We start from the raw sequence: 23367 nt of genomic DNA, 5'->3' as shown, positions 1-23367 counted from the left end.
ACTCCCCGAGGACGGTGACATGTCCGAGCTGTCGCTTCCGAGTCTGGTACGAGCCGTCATCGACCTGCGGCGCGCGGACTCGACCGGTTCGGACACCGCGGCCGCCAGCGCTCCCGGCTCGGACCCGGCCGACCCGGACGCGGGCGAGGGCCCTGCCGGCGCGGGCGGGGCGGACCTTCCGGGCGGGGCGGCGTGGACGCTGCGCGAGGACGAGACCTGGTGCCACGCCGAGCCGGCCGGAAGGCCGCGCCGGCATCAGGGGTGGAAGCTGCACGTGTCCGCCACCCGGCTGTCCGCCCCCGAGGTGCTGCACCGCGTCGCCGAGGTCGTCGTCCGGCACGGATGCGCCTTCAAGTTCGCCCGGACCCTCGGTCTGGTCGAGGACATGACCTCGCACCGGTACGAACGCGCCCAGTGTGGCAAGGTGATCACCGTCTATCCGCGGGATGACGCCGAACTTCGCGCCCTGGCAGTGGAGTTGGACGAGGCGACGATCGGCCTGCCGGGGCCGGCGATCCTCTCCGACCGGCCGGTGCGTCCCGGCAGCCTGGTCCACCTGCGGTACGGGGTGTTCGACGGGACCGGCGTGCTCACCGACGACGGCTCGTTCGAGGTGATGCTGCGGGACCCCGACGGCGCGCTCGTCCGCGACACGCGCAAGCCGTGGTTCAGCCCGCCCGCCTGGGCGGAACTCCCCCTGCCCGCTGTCGTGCCGACGGCCGCCACCGCCCCGCCTTCCGCACCCGGTTCCGTGCTGCCCGCGCGTCCCGGACCGGTGCGTATCGACGGTCGCTACACCGTCCGCGAGGCGATCCGCCACACCGCCAGGGGCGGGGTCTTCCGCGCGGTGGACGAGGAAAGCGGAGCGCAGGTCATCGTGAAGCAGGCGCGGGCCCACGTCGGCACCGGGCTGCCCGCCGAGGACGCCCGCGACTGCCTGCGCCGGGAGTTCGAGGCCCTCACGACCTTGAAGGGGCTGGCCGCCGAGCCCCTCGCCTTCTTCGAACGCTCCGGCCGCGCCTTCCTCGTCGAGGCGATGGTGCCCGGCATCCCCCTCGCCCGCTGGGTGCACGAGCAGTGGTCGGACGGCCGGGACGGTGTCGGGCCGGACCGGCTGCGCGCGCTGGCCGGGCGGCTGGCCGAGTTGCTCGCGCAGGTGCACCGACGCGGCCTGGTGTATCAGGACTTCACCCCGAACAACATCATCCTCGGCCCCGACGGCGGCCTCACCCTGATCGACGCGGAGCACTGCGCCGTCCCCGGCACAACGGCCGTCCGGGCCTTCACCCCCGGATACGGTCCTCCGGAGCAGGCCGAAGGGGCGCGGATCGGCCCGGCGTTCGGCCCGAGCACCGACATCTACGCCCTCGGCGCCGTCCTGTGCTACGCCGCGACCGGCTACTCGCCCGCGTTCCTTCCCGACGTACCGGCCGAACGCCGGGTGCACGACCGCGTCGCCCTGCTGCTCGACGAGGCCGCCGGTGATTCGCCGGCCGTACGGGCCCTCGCCCCGGCGATCCTCGGGCTGACCCGGCACGAGCCCGAACAGCGCTGGTCCCTGGAGCGGTTGCTGACCTTCCTCGCGGAGCCGGGGCCCGAGCCCGGCTCGCAGCCCGCGGCCGCGGCGAAGGGGGCGCCCGGAACCCCCCTGGAGAGCGGAGCCGCCGCCCCCGGGACGGCCCCGGGCGGCCCCGGGACGGTCGCGGGACCACGGGCCGGCCTCGAGCCGCGCCGGCCCGCGGGCACCCGTTCCGCCGGGGGCGCGGTGACCGGCCCCTGGGGCGAGGGCGCGCGGCGCAGGCTCGTGGACGACGGGCTGGCGTTCCTGACCGCGTCCATGAACGCTCCGGGAAACGACGGCGACCGTCTCTGGTCCAGCGGCGCCTTCGGCCGCACGACTGATCCCTGCAACGTGCAGCACGGCGCCGCCGGGGTACTGAGCGTCCTCGTCCTCGCCGACCGCGCCCTGGCCGGCGTCGGGCACGCCGGGAGCGCCGACCGGACCGACGACGACCGGGCCCGGCTGCTCGCCGCCGCCGCGCGTACCGCGGCCTGGATCGACGCCCGGCGCTCGACCGTGCCGCGACTGCTGCCCGGGCTGTACTTCGGGCGGGCCGGCACCGCATGGGCGCTGTTCGACGCCGCCCGCCGTCTGAACGATGTCGAAACGGCCGAGCACGCCGCGCAGTTGGCGCTGTCGCTGCCCGTACGGTGGCCCAACCCCGACATCTGTCACGGAGCCGCCGGGGCCGGGCTGGCCCAACTGCACCTGTGGCGGGCCACCGGCCGCGAGGAGTTCCTCGCCCGCGTCGGCATGTGTGCTGACGGGCTGATCGAGGCCGCGGAACGCGACGGCGGACGCGTGTTCTGGCCGGTGCCGCAGGACGCCGACTCGGTGATGGCGGGCATGCGGCACTTCGGCTTCGCGCACGGCGTGGCCGGCGTGGCCGCGTTCCTGCTCGCCGCGGGGCGGGCGACCGGCCGCCAGGCGTACCTGGACGCGGCGGCCGAGGCCGGTGACACCCTGGTCGCGGAGGCCGAGCGGGGTGTGTGGGGCGCGCGCTGGCGGGATGCCCGGGACAGCGCGCCGGGCCAGGGGATGCTGTACCACTGGTGCAGCGGCTCGTCCGGGGTCGGCACCTTCCTGCTGCGCCTGTGGCGGGTCACCGGCGACCAGGCGCACCGGCGGCTGGCCGAGGAGGCGGGTGCCGCGGTACGCCACAGCCGGCTGTTGTCCCCCACGGCCGCGTGCCACGGACTGGCGGGCAACGGCGAGTTCCTGCTGGACCTGGCGGCGGAGTTCGGCGGTCCGTACGACGCGTGGGCCGACGACCTGGCGGCCGCGCTGTACACGCGGCACACTCTGGCGGACGGCCGCATGGTGCTGCCGGACGAGTCGGGCGCGGACGTGCGGGCCGACTACCAGACGGGGTTGAGCGGCGCCGTCGGGTTCCTGCTCCGGCTGGGCCACGGCGGTCCGCGGCCCTGGATGGCGGAGGAGCCGCTCACGAGCGCGGGGGCCCCGGCCGCCACCCGGGCACCGGCGGTGGCCGTCGCGGGCACGGCGCCCGGGCGGCGCCCGGGGGTGAGCGCGCGATGACCGGCTTCCCCACCGACCGCACCGACCGCACCGACCGCGGAACGGCTCCCGTGCACGGCGCCGCGGCGCACGCCAGCGCGCCGGTCGACGGCGCGGTCCCGGTAGCCGCCGCGGCTCGAGCGAGCACCGCGCCGGGGCCGTCCGCCCGGCCCGTCACGCGCACGGCCCCGAGCGGGTCGGCCGTCGTCCGGACGGCCTTCCGATTCTCCGCCGGCGGCACGTCCGCCGCGTGCCAGGCCGCCGACGAGCGGCACCGCTGGACCACCGAGCTGTGGGAGCTGGGCGCCGCGGGTCCGCGGCGCGTCCTGTGCCACGACCATCCAGGGGACGCCGCCTTCTCGTCCGCGCTCCCGCTCGGCGGCGGACGGCTGCTGCGGTCCCGGCACGGCCGCGACGGGCAGACCCTGGAGCTGCTGGCGCCGGACGGGCGAGTCACCTGCTCGTTCCTCGGCCCCGGGCGACCGCTGCGGCTGCTCGCCACGCCCGACGAGGACAGATGGCTGGGGCTGGCGCTGCGGACCGAACGCGACCTGACGTGCACCGTGCTGGGCGTCGCCGCGAACGGCGCGCCGCCGGTCCCGGTACCGCTGGTGCGGGTGCCCGGCCGCCTGAGCGGGGGCGCGGTCTGCGGGGGCCTGCTCCTGTTCACCCGGGTGCTGGACGGACGTACCGCGCCCGCGCTGGTCGATCCGGCCGCGGGTACGGTCCGCGACCTCCCCCTGCCGGGTGTCGCCGCGGGCACGGACGTACGCGTGCTGGCGGCGGGCGGCCCGTCGGCCCTGCTGGCCGTGGCGGACACGGGCGGCGGCCGGGACGCCGCCACCGGCGCGCACGACGGGACCGCGGGAGCCGGTGCCGGCACGCACCGCGGGCCCGCCGCGCCCGCTCCCCGCGGCGCTGGCGGCGGCCGGGCCACGGAAACGCCCCGCCACCGGCTCGCGCTCGCGGCCCTGGACGGTTCCGCCGAGGTACGGCTGCTCGCCCCCGACTCCCCGCTCGCCGCGACGGGCGGCACCGTGCATCCGGTGGCTCTCGACCCCGCCGGCCGCACCGCCGCGGTGGTGTCGGTGCGTGGCGCGCGCTCCGCGCTCGTCCTGCACGACTGGACCACCGGGCGCGTACGGGAGGTCGACACGCCTGACGGAGTGGCGACGCCCGTGGCGGCCTGGCCCGCCCGCGGGCTGTGGCTGCCGCTGTCCACCGCGCGTCACCCCGCCGAACCGTACTGGCTGCCGGCCGGCGCGGCCGCCGTGCGGCCCGGCGCGTCACCACCGCGTCCGCCTCGCACGCAACCCGCCCGGCTGGAGTCGCTCCCGGGAGCCGCCGGACCGGTCGAGGCCGTGCTGTACGGGCCCGACTGGCGTACGGCCCCCGGTGTGGTGCTCGCACTGCACGGCGGCCCCAACAACCGCTGGGACCTGGACTACGACCCGTTCTTCCAGGCGCTGGCCGGCGCCGGGCTGTCGGTGGTCGCCCCCAACCAGCGCGGCAGCACCGGCTACGGCGCCCGGCACACGCTGGCCATCGTCGGTGACTGGGGCGGCGCCGACCTCGACGACGTCACCGCCGTCGCCGCGCACCTGCGGGCCGGCCGCGGCCCAGCACTGCCGGCGCCGTCGCTGTACGGCATCAGCTACGGCGCCCACCTGGCCCTGCTCGCCGCCGCGGCCGAGGGCGCGCGGTGGTCGGCGTGCGCGGCGGTGGCCCCGTTCCTGTCCGGTGCCCGGCTGTACGAGGACGGCGGGGCGGGTGTGCGCGCGCTCGTCCAACGCCTCGGCGGCCGCCCGGAGCGCCGCGGCGACGCGGCCGCCGACGGGCCGGGGACCGCGGCGCGACCGCCGAGGGACCTGGAGCGCCTCGCGGAGCGGATCCGCCTGCCGCTGCTGCTGGTGCACGGCGTGTACGACGAGACCGTGCCCGTCGGCCACTCAAGGGCTCTGGCGGCGCGGCTGGAAGCGGTGGACCCCGGCCGGACGGACGTGAGGTACCTGGAACTCTCCGACCGCGGGCACCACCCGTTGGGCCTGTCCGCCGCGGACCCGGTGACGGCGGAGGTCGTCCGCTTCCTGCTGGCCTCGGGCCACGGCGATTGCGGTCGCCGTGGCCGCGACCGGACCGCCGCCGGGCCCGCACCGGCCCCGCGCACGACCGCCGCCACGTCCTTCGCGGCTCGCGCGGACGACGGTCCGCCCTGACTTCCGGCTGTCCGTCGCACCGGCTGTATCGGTGTGCGGACGCCGGGCACCTCGCGCCGGGTCTCCGGCGCGGGTACCTACGAGCACAGGGGAGGAGGTGAACCTGATGACCGAGATCGACTTCGACGCGCTGGAGATGCTCCCCGGTGAGGAGGAGCAGACCGGCGGCGCGGTGGCCCTGCCCTGCACCAGCACGTGTTCCTGGACGTGCAGCTGGACCGGCGCGGCCAACTAGTGCCCCTCCCGGCAAGCCTTGCCCCGTCGCGCCGTCCGGCACGCACGCTCGCCGCGTCGGCCGAAAGCCCTGGTAGCTCCGCTACAAGGACTTCCGGCCGCCTTGCGATCTGGGGGTGCCCCCACGCGAAGGCAGGTGGGGGAGCACCGGACGACGCTCCTTCACGGGCAGACATTGCCGGTCGCGGCACTAGTACCGAGCGACGGCCGGCGTCCCTGCTGGGGCGCCGGCCGTCGCGAATCCGTGGTACGACGCGCGGGACCCGCGTCCCGCCCCGACCGCCGGGGAGCGGCCGTCACCGAGCGGGTGCCGGCGGTCCCGAGCGGTCGCCGGCAGTCGAAGGGAGAGCGAGGTGCGGACACCAAGGTCCGGCGGCCCCGTGCTGCGCGCGGTGTCCCGCCGGGTGCGCGGCCGTCTCATCCTGCTCGTGGCCTGTATGGCGGTCCGCGCGCTGACCGGGCTCGCCGTCCCGGCGCTGCTGGCCGCTTCGGTGGATGCGGCGCTGCGGCACTCCGGAACCGGCCGCCCCGCGGCGGAACTGGCCGTGGTGCTGGCCGTGGGCGGCGTCTGCGAAATCGCCGCGGGGCTGCTCGGTGCCTCGGCGGCAGCGCGCGGCGGCGTGTGGCTGCGCATGCGGCTCACCGACCGCGTACTGGCGCTGGGCCCGCGCAGCCGGACTCCGCACGGAGAAACGGTGATCCGCCTCACGCAGGCGGCGTCGCAGGCGGCCGAACTGCCCGTGGCCATGGCCCAGTGGGGCGTATCCGCCCTCGGCTCGGCGGCGGCGTTCGCCCTGCTGTGGTTCACCGACTGGCGGGTGGGCCTGGCTTTCGCCCTGGGCGTGCCGGTGGCCGTGGTGCTGGCCCGGCGCTTCGTCGGCGACGCGGCCGAGGCGCAGGGCCGCTACCTCGCCGCGCAGGCGGGCATCGCGACCCGTCTGATCGCCGCGCTCGACGGCGCCAGGACCATCCGCGCCTCGGGCACCCTGCGTGCGGAGACCGACCGGGTCCTGGAGCCGCTCGCCGACGTCTCGTCGGCGGGACACGATCTGTGGCGGCTGCAGCGCGGGATGGTGTGGCGCTTCGGCCTGCTGCTGCCGGCCGTGGAGGTGCTCGTACTCGGCGTGGCGGGCACCGCGGTCGCCTCCGGCCGCCTCGCCCCTGGGCAACTCCTGGCCGTGGCGGGCTATCTGGCCATCGCCTCGCAGGCGGTGGAGCAGATCGACACCCTCTTCAGACTCGCCCAGGCCCGGGCCGGCGCCGACCGTCTGGCGGCCACCCTCGCCGAGGAGCCCCCCGTGGCGGGAACGGCGCGGGCACCCGAGGGCGGCGGGGCGGTCTCGCTGCGCGGCGTCACCGTGCGGCGCGGCGAGGACACCGTCCTGGACGGACTCGATCTCGAACTGCCGACGGGCGCGTCGGTCGCCCTGGTGGGGAGGAGCGGATCGGGCAAGAGCGTGCTGGCCGGTCTGATCGGGCGCCTGACCGACCCCGACGAGGGGACCGTCCTGATCGACGGGGTTCCGGTACGTGATCTGGCCCTGGACGAGGTACGACGTCTGGTCTCCTACGCCTTCGAACGGCCCGTACTGCTCGGCGCCACGGTGTACGACGCCATCGCTTTCGGCCGCGCCCCTGATGGCGCGAACCCGGCCGGCGTGCGGACCACCGCCGGGCACAGCGCCCGCGACGCCGGATCCGGTGCCGCCGAGGGAGCGGAGTCCGGCTTCTCCCGAGCGGAAGTGGTGCGGGCCGCACGGGCGGCGCGGGCCGACGGCTTCATCCGGCTGCTGCCGGCCGGCTACGACACCGCCCTCGACGCCGCCCCCCTGTCCGGCGGCGAACGGCAGCGGGTCGGCCTCGCCCGCGCCCTGGTCAAGCCCGCCCGGGTCTTCGTCCTGGATGACGCGACGTCCGGCCTCGACACCCTGACGGAGGTCCAGGTCACCCGCGCGGTCACCCGGCTGCTCAGCGGACGGACGCGGCTGGTGGTCGCCCACCGGCCGACCACGGCCGCGCGCTGCGACAGCGTGGCATGGCTGGACGGCGGCCGGATCCGCGCGGTGGGCACACACCGCGACCTCTGGCGGAGGCCCGACTACCGGGCCGTGTTCAGCACCGGAGCGGCGGACGCCGGGCAGGAGGAGCCCGGCGCAACGCCCGCCGCCCCGGCCGGCACCGCGGAGGTGGGCGCGGACCCGCCCGGAAAGGTCCGTCCCGTATCCGCACCCGCGCCATCCGCCTGCATCGCAGGCCCCCCGACCGCCGCCGGCTCCCGTTCCGCCTCCGCCCGCACCTCCGTCTCGGCGACCACACCCACCGGCCTGCCCCACACCGGCACCTCGGCCACCGGCTGCTGCTGCGGGGAGGACCCATGCCCGGCCCGTTCCTGACCCCGGCCCCGCCCCGGCGCTCCGGCCGACGGCTGTTGGCCGGAGCGCTGCGCGGCAGCGGCCCGGCGGCGGCCCGTATCGCGGGCTGGTCCGTCCTGGAGGCCATGCCGGCACTCATGTGCGGGTGGGTCACCGCCGCCGCCCTCGACCGGGGCTTCCTCAAGGGCGACACCGCCCGCGGCCTGGCGTGGCTGGCCCTGCTCGGGGCCCTGTACGTCGTGCGGGCGCTGGCCACGCGGGCGATGTTCGGCGATCTGGCCCGGGTGGTGGAGCCCATGCGGGACGCACTCGTCACGGGCGTGGTCCGGGGGGCGCTGAGCCGCGCGGTGGCGGCGGGTCGGCCGATCGGCACGGCCGACGTCGCGCGGCTGGGCGGTCAGGTGGACGCCGTCCGGGGAGTGGTGGCGGCGCTGCTGCGGCAGGCCCGCCCGCTGGCGGTCACGCTGCTCGCGACTGTGGTCGGCCTGGCGGCGCTGAGCCCGGTCCTGGCGGCGATGGCGCTGGCGCCTCTCTCGGTGGCGCTGGCGGCGTTCGGGCTGTCGATGCGGGCGCTGACCGCACGGCGCCGGGTCCAGGTGCTCGCCGAGGAGGAGGTCGCGGTCCTCGGCGGCGCCGTGGTCGGCGGCCTGCGGGACATCACGGCGCTGGGCGCGCAGGCGCGGATGGCCGCCGGGATGCGCCGGACCGTGGAGGCGTCGGCCGCCGCGACGCTCTCGGTGGCGCGGGCCACGGCATGGCGGGTCCCCCTGGTCCTCGTCGGCGGCTACCTGCCTCTGCTCGGGCTGCTGTGGGCCGGCCCGGACCTGGTGGAGCACGGACGGGTGAGCACCGGCGCGCTGGTGGGGGCGGCCACGTACGTCACCGCGAACCTGGTGCCCGCCCTGGAGATGGTGACCGGCATGTTCAGTGGTTACTGGACGCAACTGCGCATCATGCTCGACCGGCTGGCCGAGTCCGTCGCGCGGGACGAGGGGCGGGGGCCGCGACGGCCGGCGTCCGACACACCGGCGGCGGACGGGGCGGCGGCGGTCCGGACCGGTCGCGGCGCGCCGAAGGACGGTATCCGCGACAGGCGCGCCCAACCCGGCCAGGACCGGGCCCGCCCGGCCGCCGGCGTGGCCGGCGACGTCCGGCTGCCCGCGCTGGTCGCCGCACGCCTGACGTTCGCTTACGGCCCACGGGCCGCACCGGTCCTGGACGGAATGGAGTTGACCGTCCCCTACGGCGACCACCTGGCGGTGGTCGGGCCGAGCGGGGTCGGCAAGTCCACGCTGGCCGGGCTGCTGGCGGGCGTCGAGACGCCCTGCGGCGGCTCGGTGACAGTGGGCGGACGGCCCGTCGCGGCACTCGGCGACCGCGCCCGCTGCGCGCTGATCACCCTCGTACCGCAGGACCCGTACGTCCTCGCGGGTACCCTCGCGGAGAACGTCCGCTACCTGGCCCCGGAGGCCGGGACCGATGTCCTCGCCCGCGCGGCCGACGCGGTCGGGCTGACCCCGGTCGTCCGCCGGCTGGGCGGCTGGGACGCCCGGCTGCCCGACCCGATGGGACAGTTGTCGGACGGGGAGCGCCAACTGATCGTCCTCGCCCGCGCGTACGTCTCCCCAGCGCCCGTCGTCATCCTCGACGAGGCGACCTGCCACCTCGACATGGCCGCCGAGGCCCGGGCCGAGCGGGCGTTCGCCGAGCGGCCGGGCACCGTGATCGTGATCGCCCACCGCCTGTCGTCCGCCGTACGTGCCAGCCGGGTCCTCCTCCTCGACGGGGACCACCCGGTCCTGGGCACCCACGTCGAACTCCTCACCGCGAGCCCCGCCTACGCCGACCTCTTCGGCCACTGGTCCGACCCGGCCCCCGACACCCGCACGACGGCGGCGGGCTGACCCCCGCGGGCCCGTCGTCCCCCACCGCGTACGAGGCACACCCGCGGGCCGGGCGACCGCCTGTGTGCGCGTGTGCCCCAACACCCCCGGCCCGGCCGACCGTTCGGCCGCACGGGCGGGGCCGAGCGCGGCGCGCGGGTGGCGCTCCGACGCGGCGTGCGGGACGGAAACGTGCCCGCGCGGCGGCCGACCCCGCCCGGTGAGCGGCCCGCGTCAGCCGCCCGCCGGAGACCGTGCCGCCATCCTGGCCACGAGCGCCGAACGTGAACGGACCTCCATCTTGCGGAAGATGCGGGTCAGATGGCACTCCACGGTCTTCGCGGAGATGAAGAGCCGGGCGGCGATGTCGCGGTTGCTCAGGCCGCCGCAGACGAGGTGGACGATGTCGGCCTCGCGCAGGGAGAGTTCCTCCTGCGGGCCGCCGCGCGGTCCGCGGGCGGCGAGAGCGCGCTGGAGGTCGACGGCGGTCCGCCTCAGGTGGTCGGCGCCGATCGCCTCGGCCGCCGCCTTGGCCGGGCGGACCAGCGAGGCCGCGTCGTCCGGTCGTCCGCGGACGGCCAGGGCGCGGGCCGCGACGAGCCGCAGCCAGCAGGCGGTCGGCACCGAACCGGCGCGTTCGAACACGTCCGCGGCCCGGACGAGCAGGTCCGTCGCCTCCTCGGCGCCGGCCGCCCGTGCCGCCCGTGCCACGAGGCGGGGGCCGCTGCCGTCGGGCGGTGAGGAGGGCGGCGCCATGCCGACCGCGGCGCAAGCGGCCGCGATGACCGCCTCGACAAGCGTTCCCGGGACGTCGCCGCCCGCGGCGGGCGGATCAGCACGGCGGCCGGAACTCCCGCTGACGGTCAGGGCCACGGCGGCGACGAGGCCGGCGGCGGCCGGCCCGGCCGGCCCCTCCCCGTCCAGGGCGGAGTGGGCGACCGACAGCGCCGCCTCGGGTCCGTCGCGCCACAGCAGGGCCCACGCCCGTACGACGGCGGCACTCGCGGTCAGGGAGGCCGGCGCCTGCCCCGGTCCCGAGGTCAGGGCCTTCCGGTGTCCAGGGATGGTGAGGCCGGGGGCGCCGGCCTCACCCGTACACAACACGGCGCATTCCTCGGCCTGTTCAACGGCCTCGTCCAGGTCTCCGACGACCGCGGCCTCGCACGCGCGGCCCAGGGCCGGACCGGGCAGCTCCCGGTCCTGTCCGGTGCGACGGGCGGCGTCCGCCGCACGGCGGAAGAGACGGCGGGCGGCGGAGTGCCGCCCGCCGAGCAGGTTCGCCCAGCCTGCCCGCTGGACTGCGTCCAGATGGTCCTCGACATCCTGGTCGCCGGCCGCGTCGGCCGCCGCGCACGCCGCGTCGGCGTGCCATGAGGCGGCCACCGGGTCGCCCGTACCGACGGCGGTCAGGGCGAGTGTGGCGTGGGCGCCCGTGCGCAGGGCCGCGGCACGGCCGCCGTCGCCGCGGACCGCGGCCAGGACGCCGTCCGCGAGAGCGGCGGCCCGGCCTCGGTCGCCCTGGCTCAGTGCGACCGCGGCGAGTTGGAGCAGCAGCGGGGCGGTTGCCGAAGGGTCGCCGTGGCGCGGTAACTCGCCCTCCAGCAGGCCCCGTGCCGCGGCCGGGTCCCCCGCCCGGCGTGTGTGCGCGGCAAGCAGCGCGACGGCGTCGGCGCGCCGCCGGGCCAGCGCGCCGCCCGCTCCGGTGGCCGATCGGGGCCCGGCCGCCCGCACCGCGGCCGGTGAAGTTCCCGGTGCGGCTCGTACGGGCCGGGTCTGCGCGACGGGCGCCCGCGGGTGCGGCGACAACGCGCCCCCGCCCGGCGCGGCCCCCGTTCCGGCATCCCGCGTGCCGGCCTCGCCGCCTCTGATTCCCGCGTCGGCGGCGAGTTCGTCGAGGACTTCTCCGCCAAGGACTTCTCCGTCGAAGGCGTCCGCGTATGCGGCGCACGGCTCGACGGGCTCCCACGCGCCGGCCCACTCGTCACGGGGCAACGCGTCACCGGGCCACGCGCCACCGGCGTCCGGGGCGAAGGTCCGTCCCGCACGGGCGCGGGCTCGCAGCAGTGCCGTGCGGACGGACCGGCGGAGTTCGGCGTGCCCGGTGCCGGGCAGCACCCGCCGGGCGCACTCCAGCCAGTCGACGGCGACGGCGGGGGTGGCATCGCAGACGGCTTCGGCTGCCTGGACCAGGACGCGTACGGCCTCGACATCGCCGGGTTCGGCCACCCGGGCCAGGTGCGGCGCGCGCGCACGGGGGTCGGCCGCCGCCAGCGCGGCGGCGGCCCGGCGGTGCAGCGCTGTGAGCCGGCCCGGGGGTGTGACGGAGCGCAGCAGCAACGGCATGGCAGGGTGGCGCAGGCGCAGGTGGTCCGGGCGGGCGCAGCCGCAGCGGAGCAGGTCCCGCGCGACGAGGTTGTCGAGCGCGGCCGGGACGCCGGCGGGGTCGTGGGAGGCGACCAGGCCGGCGGTCTCCGCACGGAACGAGGACGACAGCACCGCGGCGGCCTGGGCGACGGCGAGCTGGACCGGGCTGAGCCCGACGAGTTCGTGGGTCAGCCGCGACCGGACGGCGGCCGGCAGGCGGTCCGGGGCGGGCTCGGCGTGGTCCAGGCAGCGCAGTTCCTCGTCGCTCAGCCATGCCAGGGCCTGCGCGTAGAGGGGGTTGCCCTCGCTGGCCTCGAACAGCAGACGGCGGCGGCCGGCCGGCAGCCGCAGTCCGACGACCTGGTCGAGGGCGCGTTCCGGCAGGGGTCCCAGCGCCAGTTGGGTGGTGTGCCAACTGCCGGCGGCCGCGGCCGGACAAGCGAGTACCTGGGCGTCGGCCTGCCGCGGCCGGACGGTGTACACGAGGAGGAACGGCACGGCCCAGGGGCGATGCAGCACGTGGTACAGCATGCGTACGGACGGGGCGTCGGCCCAGTGCAGGTCGTCGAGGAACAGCGCGAGACCACCCCCGGCTCCGCTCTCCGTCTGTCGTGCCACGGCCGCCAGGGCGCGCGTGACGGCGCCGAGCAGGTCCGCGGGGCAGCCTCCGGGAACCTCGTCGCCGGGGACTTCCCCCGGCCGGTCCGGTGGGAGAACGCCGGGGAGGTGGCGCACGCCCCCCGGTCCGAGGTCGCCGGACCGCTCCACGGGTACGGCGGGCGCGGGGCGGGTGGCGGGTGCGGACCCGGATCCGGCACGGCCCCCGTGTCCGCCGGGGCCGGCCGCCGTCCGGCCGACTGACGTGCGGGCCCCGACCGGTATCCCGTGCGGTGCGGGGCGGGCGGCCCGCACCGTACCGGGTCCGGGCACGCCCGGGACGGGCGGGGCCGCGTCGGACCCGTCAGCCGCGCCCGAGGCCGGCGGGGCACCGGACGGGCCGGCCAGGCCCCAACTGCCGCTCGTCACGGCGGTCAGCAGGGCGCGGTCGGGGCCGTCGAGGGGTGACTGTTCGCCGCCGGTGAGCCGCAGTGCGGTGGCGAGCGGTTCGGCGAACAGCCCGAGCGAGCCGCCTGCGTAGGCGTGCGCCCGGCCGGTGAGCACCGTCATGCCCGAGGAGGCGGCGCGGTCGGCGAGGGCCCGGAGCAGGCTGCTCTTGCCGATGCCCGGGTCGCCGGAGATCTCGACCAACTGCCGCGTTCTTGGGGCCGCGGCGTGCAGCATCGCGTCGAACTCCGCCATTTCCGCTTCCCGCCCGGCCGGGGGCCCCGCAGGGCCGGCTGCCGGGCGCAGGCGGCTTTCCGGCGCCCGGAAGAGCCCGAGCGGGGCGAGGGGCACCCGGCGGACGGGCTCATCGCGGCGCGGCGCCGCCCCCTGGCGTTCCCGCTCGGCTCCGGATCCGTCCTGAGGGTGGGGCCGGGACGGATGGCCGGCTCGGGCCGGGCGTTCCGGTTCCTGCTCCGCCGAGGAGCGCCCGCCGCTGCCCGCGGACGGGTTCACAACGTCCCGGTCGCCGGCGGCCGGTCTGCCGGCCGGCCCTGCCGTCGTGTTTCGAGTCACCGCAATTCCCCCTGTTCGTCGGAAGAACCGCACGGAAAACGCGGAATCGGAAGAGCGCCCTTCGATGCCTGAAAACAGCCACGCGTTCAGAAGTCGCCACGATCTCCGGCTGGTCCCCGTGCCGTCAACCACGCGGAAGAAGGGGGGTTCCCGCACTCACGCACACGTTGCCGGAGGCCAGCGAGGTCGGCGCGGCGGCGCTCGGCGTGCTGCCGGTAGGGGCATCTCTGCGGGAATTGCCGGTAATGACGGCATCTGGCGATTGCCGGTGGGGCTGATATCCGACGGGCGCACCGTGTGCAGGGCGGCGTCGTACCGGGGATCCGTCCGGGTCGATCGCGGGTGTGGCCGAGCAGTGGGACCGGTGGGTTCGCTTCGCGGATCACCGAGGGCGGTGATACGGCCGCTGGTGCGTAGGCGGCCCACTCGGCGATCGCGGCAAGGGACTTCGCGCCGGCCGGTACCGCGCATGCGGCCAGCGCGAGGACGAACGTCCGGCGGCGGCGCGGCCCTTGGGCCGGCGTGGGTCGGGCACCGCCGCAAGCCGGGCGGCCGTGCCTGCCTCCGCTCCGGCCCCCTGACCGCGAACCCCACCGGCTCTTACCGCATCTGAACTGGCATCAACTCGGACGGACCGCCTGAACGACAGATCCCTGGGCCGGGTCGGCACGTCGGGCGGGGGCGTCGTCGCGCGACGGGACGGCGCGGGCTGCTCGGTGCCGGTGGGCTGGACGAGGTCGCGGGCCGCGGCAGTCGCCGCGGTGCTCGCTATCCGCCGGAGTAGTTGCGGTCGTCACCCAGGGCGAAGAGGCCTACCGAATCTTCACCGGCGACTGAACAACCTCGCCCCCGCAGCGCTGGCAAGGGGTGTCCCACCCCACTCGTTGGTCGCGCCGGAGCCGGCGTGATCGATCGGGCGTTACCAGTCGTTATCAGTGAGCTGAGCGCGGGCTTCGTCGTGGAGGCTGGTATCGGGCTGCGCCCGGGCAAGCTCGCCTTGCTTCTCGGTGATGGGTGAAACCGCCGAGCTGGGCGACTTCTGGTCCTCGGTCCGGGTGGCGGAGGTTGTGGATCTCCCGCTCGATGCCGCGGATCGTGCCGCCCGAGGTGCTGATCTTGTCCACGACGCGCAGCAGGCCGGAGTGGGCCAGCGGATTGGTGCTCCCGCCGACGGCGATGATGTTCTTCACCGCCAGGCCGGTCAGTGTCGTGCTGGTGGTGGCCGGGACGGTCGCCACGATCGGCGGCTGGCCGGGTGCGGCCGCGTCCACGGTGTAGGCGGTGATGGTGTGGCCGCCGTCGTCCAGCGGCGGATCCCAGCTCACCTGGAGGGAGTTCGCGGCGGGCTGACTGCCGTCGGCGCCGGGCGCCGTCACCCCGCCCCAGGAGGCTTCGAGCGGGGTTTCAGCGGGCGGTGCGAGGGTGGGTGGCCCGGCGCGAGGGCGGAGGATTGCTGTGGTGGGCGAGTTGCTGCTGGCGATGGCGGACGAGGTGGGCAAAGGGCACCGGCCGGACCGGCTGGCCGCCCACTACGAGGAGCGGTACCGCGAGCACGACCCGCGGATCGGGCCGGGCGGGCGCGCGGGCGCGCGGGCGTTCTGGACGGATCTGCTGCGCGGATTCCCCGACCTGTCGTTGCAGGTGGACCTGATGCTCACCGACCAGGACCGGGTGATGGCGTTCCTGACCTGGCGGGGTACCCGCGCCGGGCCGTACGGGGGTGTGGACGGCGACGGGCGGCGGCTCGAACTGCGGACGAGCGAACTCTTCCGGCTGGGCGCCGACGGCCGGATCGCCGAGCACTGGGCAGTCGTGGACTACTCCGTGCTGTCCGAGTTCGGCGTCCTGCCGCGCGGCGCCGCCGTGCCGGCCGCCCTGGCCGGCCCCACCCTGGCCGGACCGCACGGCCGGACCGAGCGGGCGAACATCGAGGTGGTGCTCGGCGCGTACCGGGAGGTGATGAGCGGCCACCGGCTGGAGCGCGCCGACGCCTACTACGCGCGCGACTACCTCAACCACAACGCGCAGATGCCCGCCGTCCCGAACGGCGTGGCGGCGTTCAAGGAGTACTTCGCCGGGAACTTCGCGGCGTTCCCCGATCTCACGGTCAGCGTGGAGCACCTGGTGGCCGCGGGGGACCTGGTGATGGTCTTCGCGGTCTGGCGCGGCCACTTCACCGGGGTCTCGCGTGGCCGCCGGCCCACCGGGAAGCGGCTGGAGATGCGCACCTCCGACCAGTTCCGGATCGCCGGCGGCAAGGTCGTGGAGCACTGGGAGGTCGTGGACTACTCCGGACTGCAGAACGCCGGCATCCCGGTGCGCCCGCTGCCCACCGCCTGACCGGCGCCGACAGCGGCGGGGCGGAAGACGATGTGGAAAGCGACGCGCGGCCGTCCGGCCGACAGCGGCGGGGCGGTCCACCACGCAGGTGTCCCGCCCCCTCCGCCGGCCGGACGGCCGGGCCTGTCCGTCGGTGTCAGTCGACCTCGGTCAGCGCCTGAGCGAACTGCGAGGCGTACAGCCGCGCGTACGCGCCCTCGGCGGCCAGCAGCTCCTCGTGGGAGCCCTGCTCCACGATCCGTCCGGACTCCATCACCAGGATGGTGTCCGCGTCGCGGACGGTGGACAGCCGGTGCGCGATCACGAAGCTGGTCCGGCCCTCCCGCAGCGACCGCGTGGCCTGCTGGATCTGCACCTCGGTGCGGGTGTCCACCGAGCTGGTCGCCTCGTCCAGCACCAGCACGGCCGGGTCGGACAGGAACGCCCGGGCGATGGTGATCAGTTGCTTCTCGCCCGCGCTGACCGTGGCCACGTCACCGCCCAGCGGCGTCTCGTAGCCGTCGGGCAGGGTCCGCACGAAGTGGTCCACGTAGGTCGCGCGGGCGGCCTCGACGATCCGCTCGCGGGGCGGCGAGACCACCCCGTAGCCGATGTTGTCCGCGATGCTGCCGCCGAACAGCCAGGTGTCCTGGAGCACGACGCCGAACTGCGAGCGCAGGTCCTCCCGGCGCATGTGCGCGATGTCGACGCCGTCCAGGGTGATCCGGCCGCCGGTCACCTCGTAGAACCGCATGAGCAGGTTGACCAGGGTGGTCTTGCCCGCGCCGGTGGGGCCCACGATGGCGACGGTGCGGCCGGGCTCGACCGTCAGCGACAGGTCCTCGATCAGCGGTACGTCGGGCGCGTATCCGAAGGAGACGTGCTCGAAGCGGACCCGGCCGCGCACCTCGGCGGGATGCAGCGGCTCGGCGTCGTCGGGGCGCTGTTCGGGCTCGTCGAGGAAGGCGAAGACGCGTTCCGCCGACGCGACGCCGGACTGGATCACGTTGGCCATGCTCGCCATCTGCGTGAGCGGCGCGCTGACCTGCCGGGAGTACTGCATGAACGCCTGGACGTCCCCGATGGACAGTGCCCCGGACGCCACCCTCAGCCCGCCCACGACGGCCATCAGCACGTAGTTGAGGTTGCCGATGAACAGCATCGCGGGCTGGATCAGGCCGGAGATGAACTGGGCCCGGAAACTGGCCTCGCACACCTCGCGGTTATGCCTGCGGAAGACGGTCGCGGCCTCGCGCTGCCGGCCGAAGAGCTTCACCAGGGTGTGCGCGGTGTACATCTCCTCGACGTGGCCGTTGAGCCGCCCGGTGGCCGCCCACTGCCCGGAGAAGTGCCCCTGCGCCCGCTTCCCGACGAAGGCCGCGACATAGATCGACACCGGTACGGTCGCCAGCGCGATCAGCGCGAGCAGCGGCGACACCAGGAACATCACCCCGAGCACGCCGACCACGGTCAGGATCGAGTTCACGATCTGGCTGAAGGTCTGCTGGAGGGTCTGGCTGACGTTGTCGATGTCGTTGGAGACCCGGCTGAGCACCTCGCCGTGCGGCTGCCGGTCGAAGTACTCCAGCGGCAGCCGGGAGAGCTTGCCCTGGGTCCGCTCGCGCAGCCGGTACGTGGAGCGTTGCACGATCACCGCGGTCAGCCGGCCCTGCAGCCAGATCAGCAGCGCGCCCGCGGCGTAGACCGCGAAGGCCAGCAGCAGCACCCGGCCGACCCGGTCGAAGTCGATGCCCTGGCCGGGCACCACGTGCATGCCCCGCAGCGCGTCGGCCTGCGCTCGGTGGCCCTGTTCGCGCAGCCGCTCGGCGGCCTGGGCCGCGGTCGTGCCGGCCGGGAAGCGGCTGCCGACCGCGCCGGCGAAGATGATGTCGGTGGCGTGGCCGAGGATCTTCGGGCCGATCACCGACAGCGTGACGCCGCCCGCGCAGATCAGCAGCGCCACGATCATCAGGCCGCGCTCCGGGCGGAGTTCGCCCAGCAGCCGGCGTCCGGTGCCGGCGAAGTCGTCAGCCTTCTTGACCTTGCCGCCGCGGCCACCGGGGCGGCCGCCGCCGGGCCCGCCGCGGGCCGGGTCGCCGCCCGTCCCGCCGCGTCCGGCGCCGGCGGTGCGCGGCGCTCCGATCCGGCCCTGCGCGGCTGGCGCCGGCGCCGCTGCCGACGGGCTCGTGGGGCGGTTCATCGGGCTGCCTCGCTCTCGGTGAGCTGGGAGCGGACGATCTCCTGGTAGACGGAGTTGCAGCGCATGAGTTCCGCGTGGGTCCCGGAGCCCACGGTGTGCCCCTCGTCGAGGACCACGACGCGGTCGGTGCCGCGGATGGTGTTGATCCGCTGCGCCACGATGACGATCGCGGCGTCGGCGATCTCCCGGTCCAGTGCCGCGCGCAGCGCCGCGTCGGTGGCGTAGTCGAGGGCGGAGAAGGAGTCGTCGAAGAGGTAGACCCGGGGCCGGTGCACCAGCGTCCTGGCGATGGCCAGCCGCTGCCGCTGGCCGCCGGAGACGTTGGTGCCCCCCTGGGCGACCTCGGTCTCCAGGCCGTCCGGCAGCCGCTCCACGAACGCGCGGCCCTGCGCGATCTCCAGAGCGTGCCACAACTCCTCGTCGGTCGCGTCGGGGTTGCCGTACCGCAGGTTGGAGGCGATGGTGCCGGAGAACAGGTACGGCCGCTGCGGGACCATGCCGATGGCCGCTGACACCGTCTCCGCGGTGAGGGAGCGCACGTCGTGGCCGTCGACCAGGACGGACCCGGTGGTGGCGTCCATCAGCCGCGGGATCAGGTTGAGCAGCGTGGTCTTGCCGCTGCCGGTGCGCCCGACGATCACGGTGGTCTCGCCGGGCCGGGCGACCAGGTCGATGTCGCTGAGCACCGGCTGCTCAGCGCCCGGGTAGCGGAACCCGACGCTGCGCAGGTCGAGTTCGCCGCGCAGTCGCGGGGCGGCGGCCGCGCCGGTCTGCGGCGGCACCACGCTGGTCTCGGTGTCCAGCACCTCGACGACGCGTTCGGCGCAGACCGCGGCGCGCGGCACCGTCATCAGCATGAAGGTGGCGGTCACCACCGACATCAGGATCAGCACCAGGTAGGTGAGGAAGGAGGTCAGCGAGCCGACCTGCATCGAGCCGTCGGCGATCCGGTGGCCGCCGAACCACAGCACGGCGACCGAGGAGCCGTTCATCACCACCAGCACGCTCGGGTACATCAGCGCCATCAGCCGCCCGACCCGCAGGTTGATCGTGGAGACCTCGGTGTTGACGGCCGCGAACCGCGCCTTCTCGTGGTCGTCGCGGGCGAAGGCCCGGACCACCTGGACGCCGGTGATCTGCTCGCGCAGCACTCGGTTGATCCGGTCGATCCGGGTCTGGAGCAGCCGGAACTGCGGGCTGAGCCGGCTGACGATCACGGCGATCACCGCGCCCAGCAGCGGGACCGCGATCACCAGGATCAGCGAGCTGCCGACGTCCTGGTTCAGCGCCAGGAGGATGCCGCCCAGGCAGGTGAAGGGGGCCACGACCATGAGGGTCAGCGCCATCAGCACCAGGGTCTGGATCTGCTGTACGTCATTGGTGCTGCGGGTGATCAGCGAGGAGGCGCCGATGCGGTTCATCTCGCGGGCGGAGAAGGTCTGCACCCGGTCGAAGACGGCCTCCCGGACGTCCTGGCCGAGGCGCATCGCGGTGCGCGCGCCCAGGTACACGGCGAACCCCGAGCAGACCAGCTGCGCGACCGAGACCGCGAGCATCAGGCCGCCCACCCGGGTGATGTAGCCGGTGTCGCCGGTGATGACGCCCCTGTTGATGACGTCGGCGTTGAGCGTCGGGAGGTACAGCGTGCCCAGGCACTGGGCCAGTTGCAGCAGCAGGATGATCCCGATGGTCGTGCGGTAGGGGGACAGGTGGCTCCGCAGCAGCCGGATCAGCATGAGGGCCCTTCCGTCGGTGCCCCGCCCGGCTCGGAACCGGCGGAGAGCCGGTCGACGACGGAGCGGAGGAAACGGCGGACGGCCGGCGCGTCGGCCGGGTCCACGTGGTTGAAGAGCTGGTCGAACTCCTCGGAGAGCTCCGCGTCGGAGACCGCGAGCCGCTCCCGCCCCGCGTCGGTGAGGTGCAGCCGCACCACCCGCCGGTCGGTGTCCGAGCGGCGGCGTTCGATGAGCCCGTCCCTGGCCATGGTGTCGACCACGCCGGTCAGGGTGGGCGCGGCCACGCCGGCCGCGCGGGCGATCTCCTTGGAGGTGCGGCCGTCCCGCGCGCCGAGTTCCCGCAGCACGTTGAGGGCGGTCCAGCCGATGCCAAGGCGATCGTTCACCAGCCGCATCCAGGTGCCGCCGGAGAGCCGGGCGGCGAGGGCGAACAACTGCCCGATGGATGCCTGGTCCGGCAGCGATGCCGTCGTTTCCGCGACAGGGGTGGTCCCCGCGCGGGTCGAATAGTTCATACCCTCATTGTTAGGGCACGAACTATCAGAATCAAGTTCAGCCCCGAACCCGCTGGTCCGGGACAGCTCGCGCAGCACGAACCGCTCCAGGTCGGAGACCGGCTGGTCGGGCAGCAGCCGCTCCGGACCACCCGGCGGCCCGTCGAGCCGGTACGCGCCCCGCCCGGGCCGTGGCGCGTCCGCCCAGGCGGCCCCGCGGGCCTGCGAGCTGCCCGGCCGGGGGACGCGCGGCCTGCCCTGCGCCACCACCGCTTCGGTGATCTCCGGCCGTCCGAGGTGCAGGGCGCCGTAGTTCGCCAGCATGGAGCACAGCCAGCGCAGGCCCGCGCAGAGCACCGCCCGGGCCGCCCACAGCCGTCCGCCGGTCATCGGCCGTCCTCCAGCTCCAAGGTGGTGGACGGCAGGCCGTGTCCCCAGTCCGGGTGCGCGTCCAGGAACTCGGGCCGGGCGGTGGCCACCACCACCAGCGGCACCGCCCCGCTCGCCCGCACCGCCGCGCCGAGCCGCCGCACCACCTCCGTGTCGGCGTCGTGCACGTCCTCCAGCACGGCCACCAGCGGACGTACGCCGGCGGTCTGCTCCAGCACGCTCCACCACGCGGCGAAGGCCTCGTCGCGGGTCGGCTCCGCGCCCGGCCGGCGCAGCGCCGCCGCGAAGTCCGGCAGCGCGCCCGCGCCCGGCCGCCCGACCACGCAGCGGACCGCGCCCTCCTCCTGGCGCACCGCGTTCCGCAGCCCGGCCACCAGCCGGGACTTGCCCGTGCCCGGCCCGCCCACGATCAGCACCAGGTGCGGGCGCCGCCGCCGCCGGGCGTACTCCAGCACCCCGCGCAGCACGGCCAGTTCGGGGTCGTGCGGGGTCGGACGCGGCGGCGCGGCCTGTCCGGGCGGGCGTGGGGGAGCGGGAGCGGCCGGGGGCCGGCGCGTCGCGCTCCGGGACGGCGCGCTCGGCGAGGGCGCCGCCGAGCGGGCCAGCGCCGGGTCGTGGTTGAGGATCGCCCGCTCCAGGTCCCGCAGTTCCCGGCCCGGTTCGAGGCCGAGCCGGTCCAGCAGGGCGCTGCGGTGCCGGCCGTAGAGCCACAGCGCCTCCACCTGGCGGCCGCAGCGATAGAGCGCCCGCATCAGCAGCGCGCACATCCGCTCCCGCATCGGATCACGCTCGACGGCCGCCCGCAGCTCCTCGACCACCGCGTGGTGTCGGCCCCTGGCCAGCTCGGCCGTGAAGCAGTCCTCGTAGGCGGCCGTCCGCTCGCCGTGCAGCCGGGACAGCTCGGGCCAGCGGATGCCGGCCTCCACCAGGTCCTGCAGCGCCGTGAACCTCATCGGCAACGGTGCTGCGCCACCCCGAGGTGCGGCAACGGCTGGCCGCCGACGACACGCTGTGGCCGCCGTCGAGGAGTTCCTGCGCTACGACAGGCCGGTGGCCCAACGCGACCTGGCGGTTCACCACCGAAGCCGTGCGGGTGGGCGACGTGACCATCCCGGAGGGCGAGTTCGTCACGATCGCGCTCGGCGCGGCGGGCCGCGATCCCGGCCGGCACCAAGACCCGGACGCGCTGGACATCGACCGGGACAACGCGGCGGGCCTCGCCTTCGGCCACGGCATCCACCACTGCCTGGGCGCGCCGCTGGCCCGGCTGGAGGGGCGCATCGTGCTGTCCCGACTCTTCTCGCGCCTCCCCGGGCTGCGCCTGGCGGTACCGCCCGAGCAACCGCGCTGGCGCGCCAGTCTCATGATGCGCGGCATGGAGGAGCTTCCGGTCCACCCGTCCTGACGCGCCGGTCCGGACCGGCAGGGGCGACCCGGTCGGGTATGTCGCCTCAGGCAAGATGGGGCAGTTGGATGAATGGTAGGGGCTCTGGCCAGGAACACCCCAAATTCTGAGAGGGTGCCTCAATTTAGATGGTGAGGCGCTTTGAGTTCGAGTCCTTGGCGCAATCGCACTCCGGAGTGAACGAACTGGACCGCACGCCCATAGACCCGGAACGGAACACTCCAAGACCGGGGCCCCCTGACGTTGTTCGCTGATTCGACACCATCGAACTGGTCAGAAGGCCCCGCCCTTATGCACTGACTCCGCCGCCACCACCCGAACGAGACCCCAGTTCGAAGTCCATCGTTCATGACCGGAACGACAACAGCGACTTAGCCCCGGGCTTTCATGAAGCGGGCTGCCCGGCAGGCGGTCAGGAAAGCAGAAAGTGCCTCTGACCAGCAAGGATGAGGATTGTCCAGGTCCTTGTGTCTGTCCGCCGATCGGCCACCTTTCATCGACCTACTCGGCGTGGAAGTTGTCGGGGCTCACCTTCTGGGCGGACTCGGCGTTGAAGTTGTCCGGGTTCACCTTCGGGGTGGACTCCGTGTGGAAGTTGTCCGGGGCCGCCTCGGGGGCGGACTCCGTGTGGAAGTTGTCCGGGTCGACCGGGGCGACGTCATCGAGCCGGCTGCCGGACTTGACGGTTTCGGCGTGCTCCTCCGACGGGGTACCGCTGCTCACGATAGCCTCCTGAACCTCGGGGGCGTGACGATGCCGTACCTCCGGCGGCGACCCCCGTGGACCGCCGAACGGCAATTCATCGCAACTGTCCTGTCGTTCGGTGGACGCCGTCGGAGCGGCGCCCGGTTCCGTCATCCGCTCACCCTCGGGGGCACGCGCCGCGCGGCCGCTCCCGCCGCTGAAGGCGATTCCCGCGCGACACCGCACTCCCGGGTCGGGGGCAAGCCGAAGTGGGCCTGGCCGGAGCACGATGCGCGCGCCTCGCCCGGCGACCGGGGATCCACCGGCTAATCCGCTGATGAGTCGACGTATCGCGCCGGGGTGCGGTCGTGCGG

Annotated in this window: 14 protein-coding genes; 7 read left to right on the top strand and 7 right to left on the bottom strand. The window is 75.3% G+C overall.

What is annotated here, in order from left to right:
• Positions 1-19: 19 nt before the first annotated feature.
• From lanL to OG519_RS00335, 5 genes are all read left to right on the top strand, one after another.
• Positions 20-3100 carry a class IV lanthionine synthetase LanL gene (lanL, locus tag OG519_RS00355; protein ID WP_405577221.1) on the top strand — a complete coding sequence of 1027 codons (3081 nt, stop codon included), beginning with the start codon at positions 20-22 and terminating at the stop codon, positions 3098-3100.
• Positions 3097-5295 carry a prolyl oligopeptidase family serine peptidase gene (locus OG519_RS00350; RefSeq protein ID WP_405577219.1) on the top strand — a complete coding sequence of 733 codons (2199 nt, stop codon included), beginning with the start codon at positions 3097-3099 and terminating at the stop codon, positions 5293-5295. Before lanL ends, OG519_RS00350 begins: the two co-directional genes overlap by 4 nt.
• 106 nt (positions 5296-5401) lie before the next feature.
• The gene (locus OG519_RS00345; RefSeq protein ID WP_405577217.1) at positions 5402-5530 is read left to right on the top strand and encodes an ALQxL family class IV lanthipeptide; all 129 of its coding nucleotides are present in this window, start codon (positions 5402-5404) and stop codon (positions 5528-5530) included.
• Between the two features lie 352 nt (positions 5531-5882).
• Positions 5883-7922: an ABC transporter ATP-binding protein gene (locus OG519_RS00340; RefSeq protein ID WP_405577215.1), complete on the top strand. Its 2040-nt coding sequence runs from the start codon at positions 5883-5885 to the stop codon at positions 7920-7922.
• Complete coding sequence (locus OG519_RS00335; protein ID WP_405577213.1) at positions 7904-9805, top strand: ATP-binding cassette domain-containing protein; 1902 nt, start codon at positions 7904-7906, stop codon at positions 9803-9805. The genes OG519_RS00340 and OG519_RS00335 overlap by 19 nt, the downstream gene beginning before the upstream one ends.
• A 213-nt stretch (positions 9806-10018) precedes the next feature.
• Here the strand turns inward: OG519_RS00335 and OG519_RS00330 are convergent, their stop codons facing one another.
• A complete protein-coding gene (locus tag OG519_RS00330; RefSeq protein WP_405577211.1) occupies positions 10019-13543 on the bottom strand; it encodes an AAA family ATPase in 3525 nt (1174 codons plus the stop codon).
• 1154 nt (positions 13544-14697) lie between these two features.
• Positions 14698-15141 carry a fibronectin type III domain-containing protein gene (locus tag OG519_RS00325; RefSeq protein ID WP_405577209.1) on the bottom strand — a complete coding sequence of 148 codons (444 nt, stop codon included), beginning with the start codon at positions 15139-15141 and terminating at the stop codon, positions 14698-14700.
• An 82-nt stretch (positions 15142-15223) separates the two neighbouring features.
• Between OG519_RS00325 and OG519_RS00320 the strand changes: the two genes are divergently transcribed.
• Positions 15224-16105: an ester cyclase gene (locus tag OG519_RS00320; RefSeq protein ID WP_405577207.1), complete on the top strand. Its 882-nt coding sequence runs from the start codon at positions 15224-15226 to the stop codon at positions 16103-16105.
• 136 nt (positions 16106-16241) lie between these two features.
• Here the strand turns inward: OG519_RS00320 and OG519_RS00315 are convergent, their stop codons facing one another.
• Genes OG519_RS00315 through OG519_RS00300 form a run of 4 tightly spaced genes read right to left on the bottom strand, consistent with a single transcriptional unit; the run spans position 16242 to position 21857 of the window.
• The gene (locus OG519_RS00315; protein ID WP_405577205.1) at positions 16242-18284 is read right to left on the bottom strand and encodes an ABC transporter ATP-binding protein; all 2043 of its coding nucleotides are present in this window, start codon (positions 18282-18284) and stop codon (positions 16242-16244) included.
• Entirely contained in the window at positions 18281-20020 is a 1740-nt protein-coding gene (locus OG519_RS00310) for an ABC transporter ATP-binding protein (RefSeq protein WP_405577203.1), read from the bottom strand. The genes OG519_RS00315 and OG519_RS00310 overlap by 4 nt, the downstream gene beginning before the upstream one ends.
• Positions 20014-20904 (bottom strand): MarR family transcriptional regulator, encoded by an 891-nt coding sequence (locus OG519_RS00305; RefSeq protein ID WP_405577201.1) that lies wholly within the window; start codon positions 20902-20904, stop codon positions 20014-20016. The genes OG519_RS00310 and OG519_RS00305 overlap by 7 nt, the downstream gene beginning before the upstream one ends.
• Positions 20901-21857 carry a BTAD domain-containing putative transcriptional regulator gene (locus OG519_RS00300; protein WP_405577199.1) on the bottom strand — a complete coding sequence of 319 codons (957 nt, stop codon included), beginning with the start codon at positions 21855-21857 and terminating at the stop codon, positions 20901-20903. Before OG519_RS00300 ends, OG519_RS00305 begins: the two co-directional genes overlap by 4 nt.
• Before the next feature lie 8 nt (positions 21858-21865).
• On the opposite strand from OG519_RS00300, the gene OG519_RS00295 reads away from it, so the two are divergent.
• Positions 21866-22309 carry a cytochrome P450 gene (locus tag OG519_RS00295; RefSeq protein ID WP_405577197.1) on the top strand — a complete coding sequence of 148 codons (444 nt, stop codon included), beginning with the start codon at positions 21866-21868 and terminating at the stop codon, positions 22307-22309.
• Positions 22310-22810: 501 nt separating this feature from the next.
• On the opposite strand, the gene OG519_RS00290 is transcribed toward OG519_RS00295, so the two are convergent.
• A complete protein-coding gene (locus OG519_RS00290; protein ID WP_405577195.1) occupies positions 22811-23032 on the bottom strand; it encodes a hypothetical protein in 222 nt (73 codons plus the stop codon).
• Between the last annotated feature and the right edge of the window lie 335 nt (positions 23033-23367).

The organism is Streptomyces sp. NBC_01190 (genome assembly GCF_045039895.1).
In the GTDB taxonomy this organism is placed as follows: domain Bacteria; phylum Actinomycetota; class Actinomycetes; order Streptomycetales; family Streptomycetaceae; genus Actinacidiphila.
This window is presented reverse-complemented; position numbering and strand designations above follow the sequence as displayed.

Bases quoted from the DNA above. Each gene is read 5' to 3' on its own strand.
- lanL (WP_405577221.1), top strand. From the start codon at position 20: ATGTCCGAGCTGTCGCTTCCGAGTCTGGTACGAGCCGTCATCGACCTG.
- OG519_RS00350 (WP_405577219.1), top strand. From the start codon at position 3,097: ATGACCGGCTTCCCCACCGACCGCACCGACCGCACCGACCGCGGAACG.
- OG519_RS00345 (WP_405577217.1), top strand. From the start codon at position 5,402: ATGACCGAGATCGACTTCGACGCGCTGGAGATGCTCCCCGGTGAGGAG.
- OG519_RS00335 (WP_405577213.1), top strand. From the start codon at position 7,904: ATGCCCGGCCCGTTCCTGACCCCGGCCCCGCCCCGGCGCTCCGGCCGA.
- OG519_RS00315 (WP_405577205.1), bottom strand. From the start codon at position 18,284: ATGAACCGCCCCACGAGCCCGTCGGCAGCGGCGCCGGCGCCAGCCGCG.
- OG519_RS00310 (WP_405577203.1), bottom strand. From the start codon at position 20,020: ATGCTGATCCGGCTGCTGCGGAGCCACCTGTCCCCCTACCGCACGACC.
- OG519_RS00305 (WP_405577201.1), bottom strand. From the start codon at position 20,904: ATGACCGGCGGACGGCTGTGGGCGGCCCGGGCGGTGCTCTGCGCGGGC.
- OG519_RS00300 (WP_405577199.1), bottom strand. From the start codon at position 21,857: ATGAGGTTCACGGCGCTGCAGGACCTGGTGGAGGCCGGCATCCGCTGG.